Here is a 20,724-nt window from a genome sequence, read left to right on the forward strand (position 1 = left end):
TCCTGACCCTAGATGCCTTCAAAGCTTCCAAATTTAAGGAATCGGAGTTATCTGAGTTTGGAAAGCTTATGAGAAAAATAGCTAAAGCTTTTAAGTGAACTGCCCCGATAATGGCGCGCACCAAGACACGCACCCCCAACTCACGCCGACGCCACCCATAGCGACCAGCCGCGCCGCTCCGGGTCCCCTAACCCGAACCACCGCCAAAGCCCGCCCCCACTTGACGCCTCTCACACCCGGGCGTATCTCCAGCCTCCAGAGCGCGGGTATGGTGAAAAGGTATCACGCGAGCTTCCCAAGCTTAAGTTACGGGTTCGATTCCCGTTACCCGCTCCAGTTCCCCCCGTTTTCCGGATCATGCGCCCCCGAACCCTTGGCATTTTGCGTCAGGCGGATTCCGTGCCATGCTGGTTGCGATCAATTTGACCGACCGCGCCAGCGAGCCCTTTGCCGAAAAACCATTTCCCGGGACTGCCCAGATGTATCAGCCGCCTCCTCGCCCCATGAGCCATTCCGGCCCCGCCACGCGCTGCCGCATCTGTCATCAGCCGCTGCCGCAAGGCACCTCTGACGTCTGCGACCGCCCCCCCTGCCAGACGCGGCTGAAAGCCGAGGCCGCCGCCGAGATTGCCCGCAGAAAGAAGAAAAAGGATGCCGCGTGGCTCGAGATGTCCACCCGGCGCACGCGCCCCGTGCTGCGACAGGCGGCGCGCGAGGTCGGGGCGCAAAGCCTGGCGCATGTCGCGCACGCTCTCGCCCCCTATATCGACCTCCCGCTGCGCCCCCTTCCGGAGGACCGGCGCGCGGCGTTTGTGGATCATCTGACCGAGATCATCGATGCCGCCTTTGCCACCGCCGACGGGATCTCCGCGCTGCCCGAGCTGCCGGAGGACGACCCGGATTACACCACCCGACTCGCCCATGAAACGCCCGAGCCTTTCGTGCTCAACGCCGCCTGTATCGCGTGCCAGGGCGATTGCTGCACGCTTGGCGGGGGACGGCATGCCTTTCTGACGGAGGAAACGATCACCTATCAGCGCTGGCGCGACCCGGAGGTCACGAAAGAGACGCTCACCGAACGTTACCTGTCCGCCTTTCCCGAGGTTTCCGTGATCGGAAGCTGTGTCTACCACGGACCGCAGGGATGCACGCTCGACCGACCGCTGCGCGCGAATATCTGCAACAGCTTTCAATGCCGGTCGCGCCGCGAGCTTGCCGACGCGGTGGCGCGTCGGCCCGGCACCGGCGCGGTGGTGGCCGGGCTGTCAAGGAACCATGCCGACGACCCGTCAGCCGGTGCGCCTTATCTGCGGGTGGTCTCGGTGTCACCGACCGACGAGGTCACCGTCCATGACCACCTGAGACTGCCGGCTCTGCGGAAGGGGATGCCAGAGGACTAGCCCGCACGGCCCGGTCCGCGATGCGTAGGCGCATCGCCGCTTTCCGTTGACGGAAAGCCTCACGCCTTGGCGGATCTGGCCTCTTTCACCTTCCGCGCCAGATCCTGTGCTATGGCGAAGGCGCCTTTGATCTTGTCGCTGTCTTTCTTCCAGTCGCGGCGGACAACGATCTTGTTGTCCTTGACCTTGGCCAGACCTTTCTGGTCGCGAATGAAATCCACCAAACCGGCGGGCGATGCAAACTTGTCATTGTGGAACTGGATCGTCGCGCCTTTCGGTCCTCCATCCAGCTTCGCGATCCCCGCGCGTTTGCACATGTCCTTGATCCGCACCACCAGAAGCAGCGTGTTGACCTCGCGCGGCAGCTTGCCGAACCGGTCGATCAGCTCGGCGGCGAAGCCTTCCAACTCGACCTTGGTGTGCAGCGACGACAGGCGACGGTAGAGACCCAGTCGCACATCGAGGTCCGGAACGTAGGACTCGGGGATCAGCACGGGCACGCCGAGATTGATCTGCGGTGCCCATTGGTCGTCGGCTTCGGACAGGCCTTCCAACTCGCCGGATTTGATCTTGGCGATCGCCTCTTCCAGCATCGACTGGTACAACTCGTACCCCACATCACGCATCTGGCCGGACTGTTCCTCACCCAGAAGGTTGCCCGCGCCCCGGATGTCGAGATCCTGTGACGCCAGCGTGAACCCGGCGCCGAGCGTGTCGAGCGAGCCAAGCACCCGCAGGCGTTTCTCGGCCGCGGGGGTCAGCTTGGCGCGGGGTTTGGTCGTCAGGTAGGCATAGGCGCGGGTCTTGGACCGGCCCACCCTGCCCCGGATCTGGTAGAGCTGGCTGAGGCCGAACATGTCGGCGCGGTGAACCACCATCGTGTTCGCGGTAGGAATGTCGAGGCCCGATTCCACAATCGTCGTCGCCAGCAGCACGTCATACTTGCCGTCGTAGAAGGCGTTCATGCGGGTGTCCAACTCGCCGGCCGCCATCTGGCCGTGGGCCACCACATAGGACACTTCAGGAACCTGATCTTTCAGGAACTCTTCGATCTCCGGCAGGTCGTTGATGCGCGGCACGACAAAGAAACTCTGCCCCCCGCGATAATGCTCACGCAGGAGCGCCTCGCGGATCGTCACCGCGTCGAACTCGGAGACGTATGTGCGGATCGCAAGCCGGTCCACCGGGGGCGTTCCGATGATCGACAGATCCCGCACGCCCGACAGTGACAGTTGAAGCGTGCGCGGGATCGGCGTCGCGGTCAGCGTCAGGACGTGGATGTCCGACCGCAGCTGCTTGAGCCGTTCCTTGTGCGCCACGCCGAAATGCTGTTCCTCGTCGATGACCAGCAGGCCGAGGTTCTGAAACCGGATACCCTTGGCCAGAAGCGCGTGTGTTCCGACGACGATATCGACCGTGCCGCGCGCCAAACCGTCCTTGGTGGCCTGCGCGTCCTTCGCGGAAACAAAGCGGGACAAGGGTCTGACTTCCAACGGAAATCCCCTGAAGCGTTCGGCAAAGCTCTTGTAGTGCTGCCGCGCCAGGAGGGTTGTCGGCGCAATCACCGCGACCTGCACGCCGGACATGGCGGCGACAAAGGCCGCGCGCATCGCAACCTCGGTTTTGCCGAAGCCCACGTCGCCGCAGATCAGCCGGTCCATCGGCTGGCCCGAATGCATGTCGGCCATCACGTCTTCGATGGCGCGCAGCTGATCGTCGGTTTCCTGATACGGGAATCGCGCCGAAAAGGCATCCCACGCGCCCGGCGGTGGGTCCATCACCGGCGCTTTGCGCAGCGCGCGTTCGGCGGCCACGCGGATCAGCTTGTCCGCCATCTCGCGGATACGCTCTTTCAGGCGGGCTTTCTTGGCCTGCCATGCGCCACCGCCCAGCTTGTCCAGGAGACCCTCTTCGTGGCCGTACTTGGACAGCAGTTCGATGTTCTCGACCGGCAGATAGAGCTTGGCATTCTCCGCATATTCCAGCAGCAGACATTCGTGGGCCGCACCAAGCGCGGTCACGACCTCCATGCCCAGATACCGGCCGATGCCATGGTCCACATGCACCACCAGATCGCCCGGTGAGAGCGATTGTGTCTCGGTCAGGAAGTTCTCGGCCTTGCGGCGCTTCTTCGGTGCGCGGATCAGGCGGTCGCCCAACACATCCTGCTCGGAGACGACCGTGATCTGGGCGTCCTTGCCCGCATCGCCCCAAGGCGCTTCGAACCCCTGCTCCAACGGCCAGACAATCAGATGCACCCCGCGTTTGCCCACGCGGGTGAGGTCATTGATCGGGATGGTCTCTGCCAGTCCCTCGTCTTCGATCAGACCCGACAGGCGTTCCCGCGCGCCCTCGGAATAGGATGCGATCACAACCGGACCGTCCTGCATCTTCTTGCGCACATGATCGGCTAGGGCGCTGAAGAGGCTGATGTTTTCCTGCTGGCGCTCCGGTGCGAAGTTGCGTCCGATGCGTCCGCCTGCATCGACCACGCCCGGGCCGGAGGCCTGCGCCAGCGAATGGAACTGCACCACACGGCGGTCGCCCAAAGCCTGAACCCAACCGGTATCGTCCAGATAAAGCTGCTCTGGCGGCACGGGTTTGTAGACCGTGTCCATGCGCGATTTCTGCGCCAGCGCGGCCTTGCGGGTTTCATACTGATCGACGATCCCATCCCAGCGCGACAGCCGCGCCGGTGTGATCTGATCGTCCTGCGTGACCGGCACGCCGGGCAGGTAGTCGAACAGCGTTTCCAGATGATCGTGGAAGAAGGGCAGCCAGTGCTCCATCCCCGCCTGCTTGCGCCCGGCGCTGACCGCCTCGTACAGCGGATCGTCGCTGCCCGCCGCCCCGAATTCAATGCGGTAGTTCTGGCGGAAGCGCGTGATCGCGGCCTCGTCCAGAATGACCTCCGACACCGGGGCAAGCTCCACCAGATCGAGCTTCTCCGTCGTGCGCTGTGTTGCCGGATCGAACCGCCGTGCGCCGTCAAGCACATCGCCGAAGAGATCGAGCCGCACCGGCCCGCCATCTCCCGGCGGATAAATGTCGATGATCCCGCCGCGAATGGCATAGTCGCCCGGCTCCATCACCGTCGGAGCCTGGCTGAAGCCCATACGGACAAGGAAGTTGCGCAGCGCCTCTTCGTTGACCCGATGCCCCACCCGGGCGGTGAACGCCGCCTCGCGCAGCACCTCGCGCGCTGGAACGCGCTGGGTCGCGGCGCTCATGGTCGTGAGCAGCACATAGCGCGAGGGCATTGCGTGGGTCAGCGCCGCCAGCGTCGCCATGCGCGCAGCAGAGATGTCGGGGTTCGGAGACACCCGGTCAAAGGGCAGACAATCCCAACCCGGAAACACGAAGACCGGCATATCCGGCGCATGCAGGGCCAACGCGTCGCGCATCTGCGCCAGCCGCCGGTCGTCGCGCGCGATGTGGCAGACGGAACCCCCGTGCTTTTCGGCCTCGGCCAGAACCAGACGGGCGTCAAAACCTTCGGGCGCGCCGCCCATGGTGATGTTTTGGGATGTGTTCATAGCGCGCCCATGTGGCGCGCCGGTGGTCCCGCGTCAACCGCCAAGCACACCGATGCTGAGGTTGACGTACATTCCCCACATCGCTGTGACAAAGATCGACACCATGCCAATGGCCTGAACGACCAGCCGGTGCCGCGACAGCCTTTTGTAGATCGCATCCAGCTCGAGCCCGTCGGCGCGCAGAAGACGTGCGGTTCTCACGCTCAGAAGACTGACCATGGCCATCGGAAATCCGATCAGGAACAGAGCCTGCGCGATCTCGACCGCGTAGAACCAGCCCAGAACCACAAACCCGGCAAGGAAAAACGTTCCCACCGCAACGATCCACAGCCCGGCCTCTTCGGTGATGTAAAGCAGGCGTCCCGTATTGATGCGCAACAGATCGCGCAGATCCTCGGCCGCCTGACCGCCCCGACGCTTTGCCCGGCTGACCATGTCGAAGGGCACACCCAGCACCCAATGACTTGCCGACGACCACACGACCGCCAGCACGATCCAGAACCAAAGGTTCGAAAAGGACCGCATATCAATCAGTTCAAAGACGGTGAAGTACCAATCCAAGGCGCTCGTATTCCCCTGTTCACATGGCCTTCGGGTGTGGCAGGCCTTGTCCAAGCGGTCATTCCATGCCACCCAAAAAGGGCAAAGACAAGGACCGCCCAGATGAAACCGATCACCCCCGCTTTTCCTGCAACACGCCTGCGCCGTTTGCGCCGCACCGAAGCGCTGCGCGCAATGGTGCGCGAGAACACCCTGACACCGGATGATTTCATCTGGCCGGTCTTCGTGCGCGATGGCGAAGGAATCGAGGAACCGGTGCCGTCGATGCCCGGCGTGGTGCGTCGGTCGGTCGACAGGGTGGTCGAAGCCGCGCGCGAAGCCCATGCGCTGGGCATCCCGGCAATCTGCCTCTTTCCCTACACCGATCCGTCCCTCAAGACCGAGGATTGCGCCGAGGCCTGGAACCCCGAGAACCTGTCCAACCGCGCCACCCGCGCGATCAAGGACGCCGTGCCGGATCTCATGGTGATGACCGATGTGGCGCTAGACCCGTACAACATCACCGGCCATGACGGCTACATGGATGCGGACGGCTATATCGAAAATGACCGCACGGTCGAGGCGCTGGTCAAACAGACGCTCAGCCAGGCGCGTGCCGGGTCCGATATCATCGGCCCGTCCGACATGATGGACAGCCGCATCGCCGCGATGCGCGCCGCGCTTGAGGGCGAAGGGTTCCAGAACGTCGCTATCCTCAGCTACGCCGCGAAATACGCCAGCGCCTTTTACGGCCCGTTCCGCGATGCGGTCGGCGCGTCGGGCGCGTTCAAGGGCGACAAGAAGGGCTACCAGATGGACCCCGGCAATTCCGACGAGGCACTGCGCCTGATTGCGCGGGACCTCTCGGAAGGCGCGGACATGGTGATGATCAAACCCGGCATGCCCTATCTCGACATCTGCCGCCGCGCCAAGGACATGTTCGGTGTGCCCACCTTCGCCTATCAGGTGTCCGGCGAATACGCGATGCTGGCAGGTGCGGCAGAACGCGGCTGGCTCGATCACGACCGGGTGATGCTGGAAAGCCTGATGGCGTTCAAGCGCGCGGGCTGTGACGGGGTGCTGACCTATTTCGCTCCGGCGGCGGCGCGGCTGCTCAACGGGTAGCAGTGCGCCGCTTATCTTGATCCATCCTTAGTGACAGCAGGTCCCGCTGCCGCTATACTTGCGCGCAACCGGCGGCACAGCCGGATTTCAGAGGCATCGGCAAAGAAAGAGCAGAGACCATGACATCCCTGACACGACGCGAACTGGCCCTGGGTCTGGGCAGCACATTCCTCTTGGGCGCCTGCAACAATGCCGTGGGCGGCAATGGCGGCGCACGGATCGACGCGCGGGTGGATGCCACGCTGGCGGAAATGTACCGCCGCTTTCCCGGGACGCAGAACCTTGCGGCCAATGCCAATGGTCTGCTGGTGATGCCGCTTGTGACCGAGGCGGGCCTCGGTCTGGGCGGTGCGTTCGGACGCGGCGCGCTGCGCGTGGGCGGGATCACCGTGGATTACTATTCCACCACCAAGGCCAGCGCCGGTCTGCAGATCGGAGCGCAGCAATACGCGCATGTGCTGTTCTTCATGACGGAAGACGCCCTGATGAATTTCCGCCGCTCACCCGGTTGGGCGGCCGGTGCGAATATCGAATACGCGATCCCCGAAGGCGGCGAGACCATCGCGGCCGAGACCACAACGTCGCTGGCCCCGGTCATCGCGGTGATCTTCGGTCAGGCGGGTCTGCGGATTGGCGCAACGCTGGAAGGCGTGAAATACACGCGGATCATTCCCTGACTCAGGTTGTGTGGGGGCTCCGCCCCCGTCGCCCACGGGCGACTCCCCCGAGGTATTTTGAGCCCAAAGAAACCAATGGCAGAGTGTTCCGGGTTTCTTTGGGCTGGAAATACCTTCGGGGGTGAGGCGCGGCACGCGCCGAGGGGGCAGACAGCCCCCTGCCCGGTCAGCCCGCCATCGCTGCGGTCAGAGCTTTGAGCGCCGCCACCGGGTCATCCGTCCGCCAGATCTCTTCACCGATGCCGAAGAAATCCGTCATCGGAGCAAGGGTGCGGACGATGTCGGTATCCAACCCACCTTCGGCCACGACCGGAATTTCGATCATCTCGGACCACCACTGGAACAGATCCGCCTCAGCGCGTGACCCGTCACCCAGGGCGGTTTCGCCAACCGGGCCGAAGCTGACGTAATCCGCGCCCGCTTCGCCAGCATTCATGCCGTCATGGCGCAGATGGCCACAGAAGGCGCCGACAATGGCATCGGCCCCAAGTTCCTTGCGCGCCATACGCACCGAGCGCGCGCCATCGGTGAGGTGCACGCCGTCGAGGCCAAGGCGCTGGGCCAGAACCACATGAGTGTCGATCACCAGCGCCACGTCGAACCGGTGCGCCACCTCGCGCACGGCATCGGCGGCGCGCAGGATCAGATCTTCGTCGCGGGTGGCCAAAGACAGGCGGATGCAGGCAATGTCCTCGGCATCAAGGACGCGGGCCAGATCCGTCGGGAAATGGCTGAGTTCGATCTCGGGTGGCGTGATCAGGTAGATCTGCGGCTGCTCTGTGTCGGACATCTTCGGCCCCTTCCTTGGTGGTCGCCTTCCTATATCGTCATTTCGCGCCGTGCGCCAAGGGCTTGCACCGCTTGCCCTTTGATCTTCGGCGCAATAGTCAGGCGCGACCTGAAGTTTCCGGAGCTTTCCCATGCCAAGCGACACGCCGCAGCCCGCTTTTGTGCTGGTCCGCCCGCAGATGGGCGAGAACATCGGCGCTGCTGCCCGCGCAATGTTGAATTTCGGCCTCGACCGGATGCGCCTGGTGGCGCCACGGGACGGTTGGCCGAACCAGAGCGCGGTCGCCATGGCGTCGGGCGCAGGCCGTGTGCTGGACGAAGCCGTTCTGGTCGAGCGCACAGTCGAGGCGGTGGCGGACTGCACCTATGTCTTTGCAACCACCGCCCGCCAGCGGGACTTGACCAAACCGGTCATGACGCCGGAACGCGCGATGGAGGTGGCACGGGAAAAGATCGCGGCAGGTGAAAAGGTGGCCGTGCTTTTTGGTCCCGAGCGGGCCGGACTGGAGAATGACGATATTGCACTGGCCAATGCCATCATCTCGGTGCCGGTGAACCCCGAATTCCCGTCACTGAACCTGGCGCAATGCGTGTTGCTTACCGGGTATGAGTGGCGGCGGCAGACGGTCGAGACCGCGTCGGAGGTGACCGAGATGGCGGGCAGCGACTGGGCCACCGCGATCGAAGTGGATCGGCTGGCAGAACATTACGAAGAGACACTCGACAGTGCCGGGTTCTTTTTCCCCGAAACCAAGTCCGACAGCATGCGACGCAATCTGCGCAACCTCTGGAGCCGGATGCCGTTGACGCAGGCGGATGTGCGGATGCTGCACGGGATGCTGCGGCAAATGGTGCGCTGGAAGACCAAGGGCTGAGCGCGCGCCTTGAAGGCCCGCACCCCCGCGCCTAGTCTTTCGCCCAAGAAGGAGACCCCGTGAATGAGCAGCAAACGCAGCATCTTTGAAGAGGTCGGTGCAGAGACACCGCGCAAGGAGGCCCCCAAGGGTGGCATGATCGACGCCGGAAAGCGCGGCGCGCGGGGCGCGATCCGGGTCTGGCTGATGATCCTGTTCGCGCTGGTTATGGTGATGATCGCCGTGGGCGGGCTGACCCGTCTGACCGACAGCGGCCTGTCCATCACCGAATGGCGGCCTCTGACCGGGGCGCTGCCGCCGATGAATGCCGAGGACTGGCAGCGCGAGTTCGATCTCTATCGCCAGATCCCTGAGTACCAGTTGCAGAACAAGGGCATGAGCCTTGCCGAATTCCAGTTCATCTATTGGTGGGAATGGGGCCATAGGCAGTTGGGCCGGGTGATCGGCCTTGTCTGGGCGCTGGGCTTTTTCGGTTTCCTTCTGGCGCGCAAAATCCCGACAGGCTGGACCGGGCGCTTGTTCTTTCTGGGTGTTCTGGGTGGTCTTCAGGGCGCAATCGGCTGGTGGATGGTGGCGTCCGGCCTGACGGGAACGATGCTCGATGTGGCGTCTTACCGGCTGGCGACGCATCTCGGCCTCGCCTTTGTCATTCTGGGCTTCATCGCATGGTACACGTTCGAGTTGGGCCGCGAGGAGCGCGATCTGATGCAGGCGCGGCGGTCGCGGGAGGGCAAGCTGTATGGGCTGGGCACCGGGCTGTTGCATTTCAGCTTTCTGCAAATCCTGCTGGGCGCGTTGGTGGCGGGCATCGATGCCGGGCGCACCTATAATGACTGGCCGCTGATGGCCGGGGCGTTCCTCCCGCCCTTCCCCTTCGACATCGAACCCGTCTGGCGCAACTTCTTCGAGAACGCTGGTCTTGTGCAGTTCATGCACCGGATGGCGGGCTATCTGCTGCTGGCCTTCGGCATCGTGGTCTGGCTCAAGGCGCGCAAGTCGCCCAATGCGGACACACGGTTCAGGTTCGACGCGGTCTTTGCCATGCTCTGGGTGCAGATGGCGCTGGGTATTGTGACGGTGCTCTACATGGCACCCTGGCAGATCGCGATTGCGCATCAGGTTGGCGCCGTGATCCTCTGGGTGCTGATCCTGCGGGCGCGGTTCGGGGCGCAGTATCCGGTACAACAATCCATTCGGGGAGCGACGGCATGACCACCGCCTATGACGAGTTGATGGCCTTCACGCGCGAGACCGAGGCGCTGGGCCAGGTTGCCGGGCGTCTTGGCTGGGATCAGGAAACAACCATGCCACGCGGCGCGGCAGCACAGCGGGCCGAGGAGATGGGCGCGCTGGAATCGGTGCTGCATGCCCGGCGGATGGACCCGCGTGTGGGCGACTGGCTGGCCAAGGCCGAGGGCAGCGATGACGAGGCCAAGGCGCATCTGCGGCACATCCGGCGCGATTTCGACCGGGCCTCAAAAGTGCCCGCCGATCTGGCGGCGGAACTGGCGCGGACCACCTCGATGGCGCAGGGCATCTGGGCCGAGGCGCGGGCGAACGACGATTTTGCGGCCTTTGCGCCGACGCTTGAGCGTGTGCTCGACCTGCGGCGGCAGGAAGGCGCTGCGCTGGCGGAGGGTGGCGATCCCTATGACGCGCTGTTGCAGGACTATGAGCCGGGGGCCACGGCGGCGGATCTGGATGCGATGTTCGGGGCTTTGCGCCCCCGTCTGGTCGAGCTGCGCGACAAGGTGCTGGGCGCCCCTGCCCCGGCGGCGCTGAGCGGCACGTTTGACGAGAGCGCCCAGATGAAGCTGTCCCGGCAGATCGCCAAGACATTCGGCTATGACATGAGCCGGGGTCGTGTCGACAAGGCGGTGCATCCGTTCAGTTCGGGTTCCGGCAATGACGTGCGGATCACCACGCGGACCAATCCGGAGGATCCGTTCAACTGCATTTATTCGACGATCCACGAGGTCGGTCACGCGGCCTATGAGCAGAATATCGACCAGGCGTACCTGCTGACGCCCTTGGGGCGTGGCGTGTCGATGGGTGTGCATGAAAGCCAGAGCCGCATCTACGAGAACCAGTTGGGTCGGTCACGGGCCTTCACAGGCTGGCTGCATGGGCAGATGGTTGAGGCGTTCGGAGATTTCGGGATCAGCGATCCGGATGCGTTCTACGGCACGGTGAACCGCGTTCACAAAGGCTACATCCGCACCGAGTCCGATGAGGTGCAGTATAACCTGCATGTGCTTCTGCGGTTCGATCTGGAGCGTCAGATGATCGCCGGGACACTGGATGTCAGCGATCTGGAAGAGGCCTGGAATGCGCGGTTCGAGGCGGATTTCGGCTATGCGGTGGACAAGCCGTCCAATGGTGTGTTGCAGGATGTGCACTGGTCGGTGGGGCTGTTCGGCTATTTCGCCACCTACTCGCTTGGTAATGTCTATGCGGGCTGTCTGCACGAGGCGCTGCGCAAGGCGGTGCCGGATCTGGATGCGCAACTGGCGGCGGGAGATACATCTGCCGCGACGGGCTGGCTGCGGGACAATCTGCAACGGCATGGCGGGCTTTATGAGCCGCGCGAGGTGATCGAACGGGCCTGCGGGTTTGCGCCGAACGAGGGGCCGTTGCTGGCCTATCTCGAAGCAAAGTTCGGAGAGATTTACGGGGTGTAGGCTGCGCCCGCTGCGCGGGATTAAACGGGCCCTCGCTGCGGCCGCACCGAGGGCTGCTTTCAGCGCCTTACGCAGCAAAGAGGAATCTGGGTATCAACCGATCTGGGTTGTGGGTTCACGCAGGCCTAAGTAACGCGAGGATGCTATTTGCGTCCTGTCACGACATTCACCGCGTCGGGATAGACAAGTCTATCTCCCACAACATATGCGGCAAGCATTTCTGCCACCTCTTGGATCAAGGCATTTTGCGCATCCTCTTCGAGTGCGAGAAACGCGCCTGCAATAGGCATAGACGCTAGATGCATGGGCACAAACTCGGGCGCAAGCGGAACATCGATCATCAGCTCTTGCCTTTGAACGGCCACATCCGAAAACCCTTGATCCGCGACCTTCTGTTTTAATTCCTCCGCCGGTGGCGTCCGCCTTTGAGCTCTCTGCTTTTCTGCAATCTCGGGGGAGATGTGGTGGGCAACAGCAGAGCAGAGGGCTTTAGTGTAAGCGCTATGCCCATCCCAGATTGAGAAGGCCAAACGCCCACCTGGAACCAGTAGCCGCAAGAACTCACTCAGAGCTTTGGGCTTTTCCGGAAAGTAATGGTAGCCATGCCGCGAAAGAATGACATCGTAAGACCCCGAAGGCAGTCCACTGCTGCATACATCGCTCTCAATCCATTGAATATCGAGATCGCCAGCTAGTTCTTTAGCCTTGGCGAGCATTGGTGCGTTGATGTCCAGACCATCGACCTGCCCGCTTGCTCCAACCTTTGACTTCGCAAGTCGGGTCGTCACACCTGTTCCGCAAGCAACATCCAAGACACGTTCCGAAATGCATAGCGAAGCCTGTTCGATAAGCGCCTCAGCCCACCGGCCAAACCAAAGGGGCACCATGACTTCTTCGTAGATTTTGGGTCCGTTACCTGCCAATTGAAATGTCATAAAAAAACCTTTTGTCGCTTTTTGTGTTAACGACAGCGTACGCGCGTACCCTTTCACAGGTCAAACCGCCCTTAGTTGTGTTGTGTTCAGGCTTGTCCTTTAATCCGGACACTCATGCGCCGTGCAGCATTTGTAGAAATGCGCTCGAAGCAGCCTTGCGCCACTGCGGCATACGTTTCAGGCGGCCAAATCACGGTTGGACCGACGAAGCTATCGCTCTTGATCCATCAAGATCTGCGCCTCCGAACCGAGGCGTGGACGCGGCCCGCAGGCTGCCTGAGCTTTGCACGGGCGAATGGACCGCCCAATTCCATGCACTTTGCGCTCGAACTTCGCAGTCACAGAACATGCAAGCGCTCCGTTGGCAGTTCGGTGCACGGTGAACGGAAATAGGTGTTTCCGAAGCGGGTTTGACGCGGTTTCGAAACCGCGTTGTGACCGCCTTTGGAAAGGCGGTCCCACGCTCAATGCAGGGTGAATTCCCCTACGATCTGGCGCCATTCGCCCGAGGACAGCATCTTGCGGTGGGTATACTGCACTGAATGCAACGGGCCTTCGATCGTGTCCTGCCAGAACTCGATGAACTCGAACAGTTTGGGATGATCCGGGGCCAGATCATATTCCTGCCAGACAAAAGTGTTCAGCACATTGCGGTAGTCCGGCATACGGTAGAACAGCTGTGCCGTCGTCAGGCCGTAGCCGCGCAGCATCAGCTCTGTCTCACTCATTTGCGTCATGCAAACCTCACACGTTTCTTCTTGTAGGAAGAAGCTTGCCACAGATTCGTTAGTTTTCAACAAAAACAATGTGTTAGCCATTCCACCCGCCGAGTGCCAAGCCCGATCTGCCACTTATTTGGTCAAGTGGATTGCGGCCTACATCCTGTCTCTGATATACGGGAACATAACAAAATATAGAAATGCAGACAGCAGGCTATCCACGTGAGCGACACGCCAGAAACACCTGAAAACACTGAAGATATGCCGCCCGAACGCCCGCGCCATGCCGGGCCGCAGGTCTCGATCACCGACGAGATGAAGTCGTCCTACCTCGATTACGCGATGAGCGTGATCGTAAGCCGGGCGATCCCCGATCTGCGCGACGGGCTGAAACCGGTGCACCGGCGCATCCTTTACGCGATGCACGAATCCGGCAATGGCCACGACAAACCCTACCGCAAATCGGCGCGTCCCGTGGGCGATGTCATGGGGAAATACCACCCGCATGGCGACAGCGCGATCTATGACGCACTGGTGCGGATGGCGCAGGATTTCTCGATGTCGCTGCCGCTTCTGGACGGTCAGGGCAACTTCGGGTCCATGGACGGCGATAACCCGGCGGCGATGCGCTATACCGAAGTGCGCATGGACAAGCCCGCCGCCTATCTGCTGGCCGATATCGACAAGGAAACGGTCGACTTTCAGGACAATTACGACGGCAAGGATCGCGAACCCACGGTGCTGCCGGCGCGGTTCCCGAACATGCTGGTCAATGGCGCAGGCGGGATTGCGGTCGGGATGGCCACGAACATTCCGCCGCACAATCTGGGCGAGGTGGTGGATGCCACTCTGGCGCTGATCGAAGAACCGGATCTGAGCTCCGAGCAGCTGATCGAATACGTCCCCGGCCCCGATTTCCCCACCGGCGGGATCATGCTGGGCCGCTCCGGCGCGCGGAAGGCGTATCTGGAAGGGCGCGGCTCGGTGATCATCCGGGCCAAAACCCAGGTCGAGGAAATCCGCAAGGACCGCTGGGCCATCGTCATCGACGAGATCCCCTACCAGGTGAACAAGGCCACGATGATCGAACGCATCGCGGAGGCGGCGCGGGAAAAGCGGATCGAGGGGATTGCTCACGTTCAGGACGAATCCGACCGCAATGGCGTGCGGGTGGTGGTCGAACTGAAGCGCGATGCAACCGCCGAGGTGGTTTTGAACCAGCTCTATCGCTTCACCCCGATGCAGACCTCGTTCGGCTGCAACATGCTGGCGCTGAATGGCGGGCGTCCCGAGCAGCTGACCCTGCGCAAGTTCCTGACGTCGTTCATCGATTTCCGCGAGGATGTGGTCGCCCGCCGGACGGCCTACCTTCTGCGCAAGGCGCGGGAACGCAGCCATATCCTGTGTGGTCTGGCCGTGGCCGTCACCAATATCGACGAGGTCGTTGCGACCATCCGCTCCTCTGCCGATGCGGCCGAAGCGAGGGATCGCCTGATGACCCGCCGTTGGCCCGCCGCTGATATCCTGCCCTATATCAAGCTGATCGACGATCCGACCCACACGGCGAACGAGGACGGGACTTACAACCTGTCCGAGGCGCAGGCGCGCGCGATCCTCGAACTGCGGCTGCAGCGCCTGACCCAGATCGGGGTCAAGGAAGTGACCGACGAGCTGGAAGAACTGGCGGGCAAGATCCGGGAATACCTTGAGATTCTCGGTTCTCGTGACCGGATCATGGGCATCATCGCGGACGAACTGCGCGAGGTGAAAGAGCTTTTTTCCGTCCCACGCCGCACCGAGATCGTCGACTGGTCGGGCGATATGGAGGACGAAGACCTCATCGAGCGCGAGGACATGGTCGTGACCGTCACGCAGTCCGGTTACATCAAGCGCACGCCGCTTGCCGATTTCCGGGCTCAGAAGCGCGGCGGCAAGGGGCTGTCGGGGATGCAGACGAAGGATGACGATGTCGTCACGACGCTGTTTGTCGCCAACACCCACACGCAGCTGTTGTTCTTCACGACCGATGGCATGGCCTATAAGCTCAAGACGTGGCGTTTGCCACAGGGAAGCCGCACGTCCAAGGGCAAGGCCATCGTCAATATCCTGCCGATCCCGTCAGGTGTCTCAATCGCGGCCATCATGCCGGTGGATCGCGACGAGACCGACTGGGACGACCTGCAGATCGTCTTTGCCACCAGCGCAGGCGATGTGCGGCGCAACGCTCTGTCGGATTTCACCAATGTGAAATCGAACGGCAAGATCGCGATGAAGCTGCCCGAGGGCGTGGAACTGGTGAACGCGCGCATTGCGTCCGAAGATGACGATGTGATGCTGGTCACCGATGCGGGCCGGGCAATCCGGTTCCGGACCACCGATGTCCGTATCTTCAAGGGACGGGATTCAACCGGTGTCAGGGGCATCCGTCTGAGCAATGGCGACCGCGTGGTGAGCATGGCGGTGATCCGTCATTTCGAAGCAACGCCCGATCAGCGTGCCGCCTATCTCAAGCAGCGCCGACTTGTCGCCGGTGTGACCGAGGAAGCGGAAGCGACCGAGGAGGACGAAGGCAACGCAAACACCCAGCTGTCGCAGGAACTCTATGCCGAAATGTCGGCAGCCGAGAACCTGATCCTGACCATCACTGCCAAGGGCGCAGGCAAGCTGTCATCGTCGCATGACTATCCGGTGCGCGGGCGTGGGGGCCAGGGTGTCCAGGCCATCGACAAGGCGATGCGCGGCGGTCCGCTGGTGGCCTGTTTCCCGGTCGAGATGGACGATCAGATCATGCTGGCCACATCCAAGGGGCAATCGATCCGGGTGCCGGTTGACGGCATCTCGTTCCGGTCCCGCAGTGCAGGTGGTGTGCGGGTGTTCAACACGGGCAAGGATGAAGAGGTGGTCTCGGTTGCCTGGATCGCGGATCAGGGCGACGAGGACGATGCCGCAGAGGGTGACGCAACCTGAAGACCTGCGCGTAACAGGCTGATATAAAAAACTTTCAAAACGGCGCGGGCAATCCCTGCGCCGTTTTGCATTTGTGTTGCGCGACTCGCCTACTCTTCGCGTCGACGCCAATGGCCGCGCTGGAAGAGGTGACGTCCCCCCAAGTTCACACCTATTTCACGGGAAAACTGACCCGGGGTCAGGTATTCCTGACCTGCGCTGACTTAGCGCCAATTGTATAAAGTCTTTGAAAGGATCGTACTCGTTAGCCCGTTGAACTGACACAATATTTCTCCTTGTCGGTTCTGTCCGGTTTCTGACCTGACGCGGGAGGACGATTGGTAAAGAGTGCCGTTTTCGGTTTGACCACGTCCTTTCCATAAAGTCGCGTCGGTGACAGCCCTCATCTGTCACCGGCGCATATTTCAAAATATCGGCCCGACCGTCCGCCACGGGCGGCGGTCGGGCTTATTTCCCGGAGCCCGCTCATGTCGGACCTCTTTGATTACATGCGGAATTATCCGCACATTCTTCAGTTCTGCGGCGTCCTTGGCTCGATCCTGTATGTCGGGGGATTCGCCTTGGTCCAGACCGGACGGATCTGTGGCAATGGCCCCTACTATTCGTGCAACCAGCTGACAGCCGCGACCCTCGTGCTGATCAGCCTTGTCGGCGCCTTCAATCTGGGCGCATTCCTGATCCAGATCGGGTTTCTAAGCTTCGGGTCACTCGGGCTGGTCCGGCGGGTCCGGATGCGGCGGGCCGGCACCTATCCGCCGGGCATGGGTGTCATTCGATCAGTCGCGAATGAGCCGAACGCACCTGATCCTCGAGGTAACTGGCCAGCGATTTCCGATTTGGAAAGTCATCAACACGCACAGGGGCGTGGTAGACCAGTTCAACCTTGCCCTGCGGTTGCTGCGCCAGCACCCTGAGCAGGTGGTCGCCAAATCCCATGTCGCCCCACCATCCGTAGAACCGCGGGTCCGCGCCCTCGGGCGGATGATAGATCACGGTAACCGGTTGGATGTGCATGTCATGCACGAGACTGTCCGCAAAGAAGGGCGCAAAAAGCGTGGGTTTGAAGGGCAGAACGCGCAATGTGTCGGATGATGTGCCCTCCGGAAAGAACAGCAGCCGATGCCCGTGGGTCAGACGTTCTTCGAACAGGGCAATCTGGGATTTCACCTCGCGCGGGTCACGGCGGATGAAGACGGTTCCTGTGGCGCGGGCCAGCCAGCCGATGCCGGGCCAGGACGCGACCTCGGATTTCGAGACGAAATAGACGTTCTTGCGGGCATTGAGCGCAAAGATATCCAGCCATGAGCTGTGATTGGCGACAACCGCGCCGGGCACCTTCATCCGGGGACCACGGACCAGAAGCGCCATGCCAAGGATCACGAACGCCGCGCGGCATACGCCCTGCGTGATATACGGGGTTACCGGGCGGTCTACACCGAACAGCGGCCGTTCGATCAGCCGGATGAGCAGCAGAAGCGCAAGGCCGCCGAAGACGACCGTCCCGAGAACCGTACCGCGCAGCAGGACGCGGACCCAGCCAAGAGGTGTAATCCGCTCAGACGTGATCGGCTCACCGCTGTCCCATGTCGGGCTCATGAGCCGGACCGGGAGGAACGGAGTTGGCCCGTCGTCGACAGCGCGCGGGTGTCAAGAATCAGGCAGACATCGGTTGTATTGAATGCATGATCGACAAACACCCCCTGCCCAATCATTCCACCGAGCTTCAGATAGGATTTGATCAACGCCGGCGTATCCCGCATGGCAGCTTTCCGGTCGATCCTGTCGAGCGGAAGCAGAGTCATCGTCTGGGCCTGCCGCGAGGTGACGCGCAGCGCCCCGGGTGCGAGATAGGCCGCATGAAGATGCGAAATCGGGTGGATCAGCCGCGCAGGGTCGGTGCCATGAAAACTCGCCGTGCCGAACAGCAGATCGATCCGGTTCTGCGCCACATAGGCGGCCAACCCCTGCCACAGAGCCATCAGAGCAGGCCCGCCCCGGTGATCCGGGTGCAGGCAGGACCGGCCCAGTTCCAGCAGACGCAGATCACTGTTTTCCAGGCGACTGAGATCGAACTCCGCCGCCGAATAGAAACCACCGGCCCGCGCTGCATGATCGCGCGTCATCAGCCGATAGACGCCAACAACGCCGCCAGTATCGCTGTCGGAACTCCGGGGATCGCGCAGGAGCAGATGATCGGCATGGGCGTCGAACGCATCGGTTTCCAGCCTGTTGACGTGGTCAACGCCCTCTCCGTCTCCACCCAGTTCGGTTACGAAGACGTCGTATCGCAGCCGCTGCGCCGCGCGGATGTCGTCCTCAACCGTGGCGAGGGAGACGTCGAATGCGGGGGCGTTCTGGAGCATGAAAGGGCCGCCAAGCTGCTTCCCGGCCACTCTACCGGTCACCCCGGTGACGCGCAACGGCGTCGGGGTGACCGGAAATTGCTCGGCCTGCTGTCCGGATTAAGCTTTCGTCAACCTTTGGTTGTGATGTTTACTCATCGAAGACAGGCAGAAGCGACACGCGGGATCCATCGATGACGACCTTGCCCACCTCACGGAAATTGACGGTGATCCGGTCACCGATATTGGACTGCACCTGTCCGATGCCCCAATCCGGTTGGTCGGGATGGCGCACGAGGGACCCGGGCTCCAAAAGGCCATTGAGATCGGACATGGGCGGACTCCTTGCTGTCTGCAGGAGGATATAGTGCAACAGAACGGCGCTTCACTGGCCGCACTGATCGGATCGCGCATCTGCCATGACCTTATCAACCCGATCGGGGCGATTTCCAACGGGTTGGAGCTTTTTGGCATGGGCGGTGCGTCACCGGACGGGCCTGAAATGACGTTGATCCAGCAAAGCTGCGACAATGCCACCGCGCGCATCCGCTTTTTTCGCATCGCCTTTGGCAGTGCCGGTGACACACGTCCGATTGCCCCCGCCGAAGCAGCGCAGACGCTTGCCAATCACTATGCGGGCACACGCATCCTGACCGATTGGCAAATGGAAACAGCGCTGCCGCGCGATCTGACGCAGCTTGCGTATCTTGGGTTCTCTGCGTGGAACCCTGCCTGCCGCAGGGCGGCACGGTCACCGTCACCCGTATCGGTCACCACCTTTCGGTTCTCGCAGACGGGCCGGAGCTGCGGCGCATGTCGCCCATGCTTGATTTGCTGACGCAGGGAAATGGCGCGCCCTGCCCCGAGTTGCGCCCTGCAGACGTGCAATTCCCCCTTCTGGGAACGCTCTGCGCCGACCGGGGCTGCACGCCGCAGGTGACCGCAGATGCAAAGCGAGTTCAGATCGCGATGCCGCTACTCAACTGAACGCTGCCTGAGATACGTCACCGCCGCGCGCACCTGGTCGGAAACAGGTCCACCGCGCGGCAGATCCAGCAGCGTCGTGAGCATCTCCTCAGATGGGTGCGCCTTTCTTGACCATTGCAGCGCACGCAGAATGGCCGAAGCCTCTGGCGGCAGTCGGTCGGGAATTTCGTACCCCGCTAGTGTCGCCCAGACGCAGGTCCAGGCCCGACCGACGCTCCATGGATTGTATCCACCGCCACCCGACACAATGAGTCGCGGCGACATCGGCCGCAGCGCCCGGATCGCGGACAGGTGACACCTGTTGGACAGCGCCAATCGCGACAGCGGATCTTCGACCACGGCATCGGCCCCGCATTGCAGGTAGATCGCATCCGGATTCTGGCGGGCTACGGCGGGCAGAATGACCTCGTTCAGGATCAGGTCGAACTCGGTGCCGTTGAAACCGCGCGGAACCGGAATGTTGATCGCCGCACCGCCCGCATCGTCATCCAGCGCACCGGTAAACGGCCAACGCCGGTCTTCGTGGACCGAGATCATCCGCACCTGATCCGAGCCGTGAAATGCCACCGCGACACCGTCACAGTGATGCGCGTCGATATCGACATAGGCAATGCGTTTGAGGCCCATGTGCAGCAGATGCCGGATCGTGAGCACGGGTTCGTTGATATAGCAGAACCCGTTGGCACGGTCGGGCAGTCCGTGATGGGTGCCGCCGCCGGGATTATAGGCCACACCACCGTTGCGCACATGCTCGGCGGCCAAGAGCCCACCGCCGGCAGCAGTTGCAGGGCGGCGGTAGACCTCGGGGAAGACCGGGTTCGACAGCGTGCCAAGATCGTGGTCCGGGTCCGGGCGCTGGGTGGCTTCGGCCCGTTGCAGCGCGGCGATGTAGCGCGGGGTGTGAAACGCGGTCAGGGCCGAGGGTTTGGCGCAGGGGCTGGTGCGGTACTGCGTGCCGGTCAGCCAGCCAAGACTGCGGCACAGATCCGTGACCGTGGGCACCCGTGGGATCGACAGCGGATGGCGCGGGCCATAGCTTGACCCGCGATAGATTCGTGCGCCGATGAAGATGGGATCCGTCATGCTTTGCGATCTAGGTCCGCGACGCCCACCCGCCACGCAGCGCCGCAAAACGAGTCGACTCGTTTTGC

The 20,724-nt window shown here is 62.4% G+C and carries 18 protein-coding genes, 1 tRNA gene and 1 pseudogene; 11 read left to right on the top strand and 9 right to left on the bottom strand.

Translation table 11 applies throughout. From position 1 onward, the window contains the following. Positions 1-262 precede the first annotated feature (262 nt). Together MGEO_RS13565 and MGEO_RS13570 are read left to right on the top strand one after the other, a co-directional pair. Positions 263-336, top strand: a tRNA-Gly gene (locus tag MGEO_RS13565). A 68-nt stretch (positions 337-404) separates the two neighbouring features. Next, the gene (locus MGEO_RS13570; RefSeq protein ID WP_085638710.1) at positions 405-1,400 is read left to right on the top strand and encodes a hypothetical protein; all 996 of its coding nucleotides are present in this window, start codon (positions 405-407) and stop codon (positions 1,398-1,400) included. Between the two features lie 59 nt (positions 1,401-1,459). Here MGEO_RS13570 and mfd read toward each other — a convergent pair whose 3' ends face one another. After that, complete coding sequence (gene mfd / locus MGEO_RS13575) at positions 1,460-4,936, bottom strand: transcription-repair coupling factor (RefSeq protein ID WP_085638713.1); 3,477 nt, start codon at positions 4,934-4,936, stop codon at positions 1,460-1,462. Between the two features lie 33 nt (positions 4,937-4,969). After that, a complete protein-coding gene (locus tag MGEO_RS13580; RefSeq protein WP_085638716.1) occupies positions 4,970-5,497 on the bottom strand; it encodes a component of SufBCD complex in 528 nt (175 codons plus the stop codon). Positions 5,498-5,599: 102 nt separating this feature from the next. Between MGEO_RS13580 and hemB the strand changes: the two genes are divergently transcribed. After that, the gene (hemB, locus tag MGEO_RS13585) at positions 5,600-6,601 is read left to right on the top strand and encodes a porphobilinogen synthase (RefSeq protein WP_085638719.1); all 1,002 of its coding nucleotides are present in this window, start codon (positions 5,600-5,602) and stop codon (positions 6,599-6,601) included. A 119-nt stretch (positions 6,602-6,720) separates the two neighbouring features. Then, positions 6,721-7,278: a lipid-binding SYLF domain-containing protein gene (locus MGEO_RS13590; RefSeq protein ID WP_085638722.1), complete on the top strand. Its 558-nt coding sequence runs from the start codon at positions 6,721-6,723 to the stop codon at positions 7,276-7,278. A gap of 166 nt (positions 7,279-7,444) precedes the next feature. Here MGEO_RS13590 and MGEO_RS13595 read toward each other — a convergent pair whose 3' ends face one another. Beyond that, a complete protein-coding gene (locus MGEO_RS13595) occupies positions 7,445-8,068 on the bottom strand; it encodes a thiamine phosphate synthase (protein WP_085638725.1) in 624 nt (207 codons plus the stop codon). 130 nt (positions 8,069-8,198) lie between these two features. Here MGEO_RS13595 and MGEO_RS13600 point away from each other — a divergent pair, with 130 nt between their 5' ends. The 3 genes from MGEO_RS13600 to MGEO_RS13610 all read left to right on the top strand — a co-directional run bounded on the left by MGEO_RS13600 (position 8,199) and on the right by MGEO_RS13610 (position 11,623). Beyond that, positions 8,199-8,942: an RNA methyltransferase gene (locus MGEO_RS13600; protein WP_085638727.1), complete on the top strand. Its 744-nt coding sequence runs from the start codon at positions 8,199-8,201 to the stop codon at positions 8,940-8,942. 63 nt (positions 8,943-9,005) lie between these two features. Then, on the top strand, positions 9,006-10,154 hold the full coding sequence (ctaA, locus tag MGEO_RS13605; protein WP_085638730.1) for a heme A synthase: 1,149 nt from the start codon (positions 9,006-9,008) through the stop codon (positions 10,152-10,154). Next, positions 10,151-11,623: a carboxypeptidase M32 gene (locus tag MGEO_RS13610; protein WP_085638732.1), complete on the top strand. Its 1,473-nt coding sequence runs from the start codon at positions 10,151-10,153 to the stop codon at positions 11,621-11,623. The genes ctaA and MGEO_RS13610 overlap by 4 nt, the downstream gene beginning before the upstream one ends. A 143-nt stretch (positions 11,624-11,766) precedes the next feature. On the opposite strand, the gene MGEO_RS13615 is transcribed toward MGEO_RS13610, so the two are convergent. Both MGEO_RS13615 and MGEO_RS13620 read right to left on the bottom strand, forming a co-directional pair. Then, positions 11,767-12,615 (bottom strand): class I SAM-dependent methyltransferase, encoded by an 849-nt coding sequence (locus MGEO_RS13615; RefSeq protein WP_170102914.1) that lies wholly within the window; start codon positions 12,613-12,615, stop codon positions 11,767-11,769. Between the two features lie 407 nt (positions 12,616-13,022). Then, a complete protein-coding gene (locus tag MGEO_RS13620; RefSeq protein WP_085638738.1) occupies positions 13,023-13,295 on the bottom strand; it encodes an usg protein in 273 nt (90 codons plus the stop codon). 243 nt (positions 13,296-13,538) lie between these two features. Here MGEO_RS13620 and gyrA point away from each other — a divergent pair, with 243 nt between their 5' ends. Together gyrA and MGEO_RS21995 are read left to right on the top strand one after the other, a co-directional pair. Continuing rightward, positions 13,539-16,244 (top strand): DNA gyrase subunit A, encoded by a 2,706-nt coding sequence (gyrA, locus tag MGEO_RS13625; RefSeq protein WP_085638741.1) that lies wholly within the window; start codon positions 13,539-13,541, stop codon positions 16,242-16,244. A gap of 488 nt (positions 16,245-16,732) precedes the next feature. Beyond that, a pseudogene (locus MGEO_RS21995) lies at positions 16,733-16,954 on the top strand (CBU_0592 family membrane protein); the annotation flags it as partial. Between the two features lie 58 nt (positions 16,955-17,012). On the opposite strand, the gene MGEO_RS13630 reads toward MGEO_RS21995, so the two are convergent. The 3 genes from MGEO_RS13630 to MGEO_RS13640 all read right to left on the bottom strand — a co-directional run bounded on the left by MGEO_RS13630 (position 17,013) and on the right by MGEO_RS13640 (position 18,920). Further along, the gene (locus MGEO_RS13630; protein WP_085638744.1) at positions 17,013-17,840 is read right to left on the bottom strand and encodes a lysophospholipid acyltransferase family protein; all 828 of its coding nucleotides are present in this window, start codon (positions 17,838-17,840) and stop codon (positions 17,013-17,015) included. After that, a complete protein-coding gene (locus MGEO_RS13635) occupies positions 17,837-18,607 on the bottom strand; it encodes a GNAT family N-acetyltransferase (RefSeq protein WP_085638747.1) in 771 nt (256 codons plus the stop codon). The genes MGEO_RS13630 and MGEO_RS13635 overlap by 4 nt, the downstream gene beginning before the upstream one ends. A 130-nt stretch (positions 18,608-18,737) precedes the next feature. Continuing rightward, on the bottom strand, positions 18,738-18,920 hold the full coding sequence (locus tag MGEO_RS13640) for a DUF3553 domain-containing protein (RefSeq protein WP_085638753.1): 183 nt from the start codon (positions 18,918-18,920) through the stop codon (positions 18,738-18,740). 33 nt (positions 18,921-18,953) lie between these two features. Here MGEO_RS13640 and MGEO_RS21575 point away from each other — a divergent pair, with 33 nt between their 5' ends. Then, a complete protein-coding gene (locus MGEO_RS21575) occupies positions 18,954-19,424 on the top strand; it encodes a hypothetical protein (RefSeq protein WP_170102911.1) in 471 nt (156 codons plus the stop codon). Beyond that, positions 19,307-19,573, top strand: coding sequence for a histidine phosphotransferase family protein (locus MGEO_RS13650; protein ID WP_158091022.1), 267 nt, complete (start codon positions 19,307-19,309; stop codon positions 19,571-19,573). Before MGEO_RS21575 ends, MGEO_RS13650 begins: the two co-directional genes overlap by 118 nt. Here the strand turns inward: MGEO_RS13650 and MGEO_RS13655 are convergent. Further along, entirely contained in the window at positions 19,562-20,656 is a 1,095-nt protein-coding gene (locus tag MGEO_RS13655) for an acetoin utilization protein AcuC (RefSeq protein ID WP_085638759.1), read from the bottom strand. The two genes, MGEO_RS13650 and MGEO_RS13655, sit on opposite strands and share 12 nt — an antisense overlap. Positions 20,657-20,724 lie beyond the last annotated feature (68 nt).

It is taken from the genome of Marivita geojedonensis (assembly GCF_002115805.1).
GTDB lineage: Bacteria > Pseudomonadota > Alphaproteobacteria > Rhodobacterales > Rhodobacteraceae > Marivita > Marivita geojedonensis.

What these genes read in the sequence shown, in the direction of transcription:
- MGEO_RS13635 (WP_085638747.1), bottom strand. Translation starts at nt 18,607, where the DNA reads ATGCTCCAGAACGCCCCCGCATTCGACGTCTCCCTCGCCACGGTTGAG.
- MGEO_RS13595 (WP_085638725.1), bottom strand. Translation starts at nt 8,068, where the DNA reads ATGTCCGACACAGAGCAGCCGCAGATCTACCTGATCACGCCACCCGAG.
- MGEO_RS13640 (WP_085638753.1), bottom strand. Translation starts at nt 18,920, where the DNA reads ATGTCCGATCTCAATGGCCTTTTGGAGCCCGGGTCCCTCGTGCGCCAT.
- hemB (WP_085638719.1), top strand. Translation starts at nt 5,600, where the DNA reads ATGAAACCGATCACCCCCGCTTTTCCTGCAACACGCCTGCGCCGTTTG.
- MGEO_RS13620 (WP_085638738.1), bottom strand. Translation starts at nt 13,295, where the DNA reads ATGACGCAAATGAGTGAGACAGAGCTGATGCTGCGCGGCTACGGCCTG.
- MGEO_RS13590 (WP_085638722.1), top strand. Translation starts at nt 6,721, where the DNA reads ATGACATCCCTGACACGACGCGAACTGGCCCTGGGTCTGGGCAGCACA.
- MGEO_RS13655 (WP_085638759.1), bottom strand. Translation starts at nt 20,656, where the DNA reads ATGACGGATCCCATCTTCATCGGCGCACGAATCTATCGCGGGTCAAGC.
- MGEO_RS13630 (WP_085638744.1), bottom strand. Translation starts at nt 17,840, where the DNA reads ATGAGCCCGACATGGGACAGCGGTGAGCCGATCACGTCTGAGCGGATT.
- MGEO_RS13610 (WP_085638732.1), top strand. Translation starts at nt 10,151, where the DNA reads ATGACCACCGCCTATGACGAGTTGATGGCCTTCACGCGCGAGACCGAG.
- mfd (WP_085638713.1), bottom strand. Translation starts at nt 4,936, where the DNA reads ATGAACACATCCCAAAACATCACCATGGGCGGCGCGCCCGAAGGTTTT.
- gyrA (WP_085638741.1), top strand. Translation starts at nt 13,539, where the DNA reads ATGCCGCCCGAACGCCCGCGCCATGCCGGGCCGCAGGTCTCGATCACC.
- ctaA (WP_085638730.1), top strand. Translation starts at nt 9,006, where the DNA reads ATGAGCAGCAAACGCAGCATCTTTGAAGAGGTCGGTGCAGAGACACCG.
- MGEO_RS13600 (WP_085638727.1), top strand. Translation starts at nt 8,199, where the DNA reads ATGCCAAGCGACACGCCGCAGCCCGCTTTTGTGCTGGTCCGCCCGCAG.
- MGEO_RS13570 (WP_085638710.1), top strand. Translation starts at nt 405, where the DNA reads ATGCTGGTTGCGATCAATTTGACCGACCGCGCCAGCGAGCCCTTTGCC.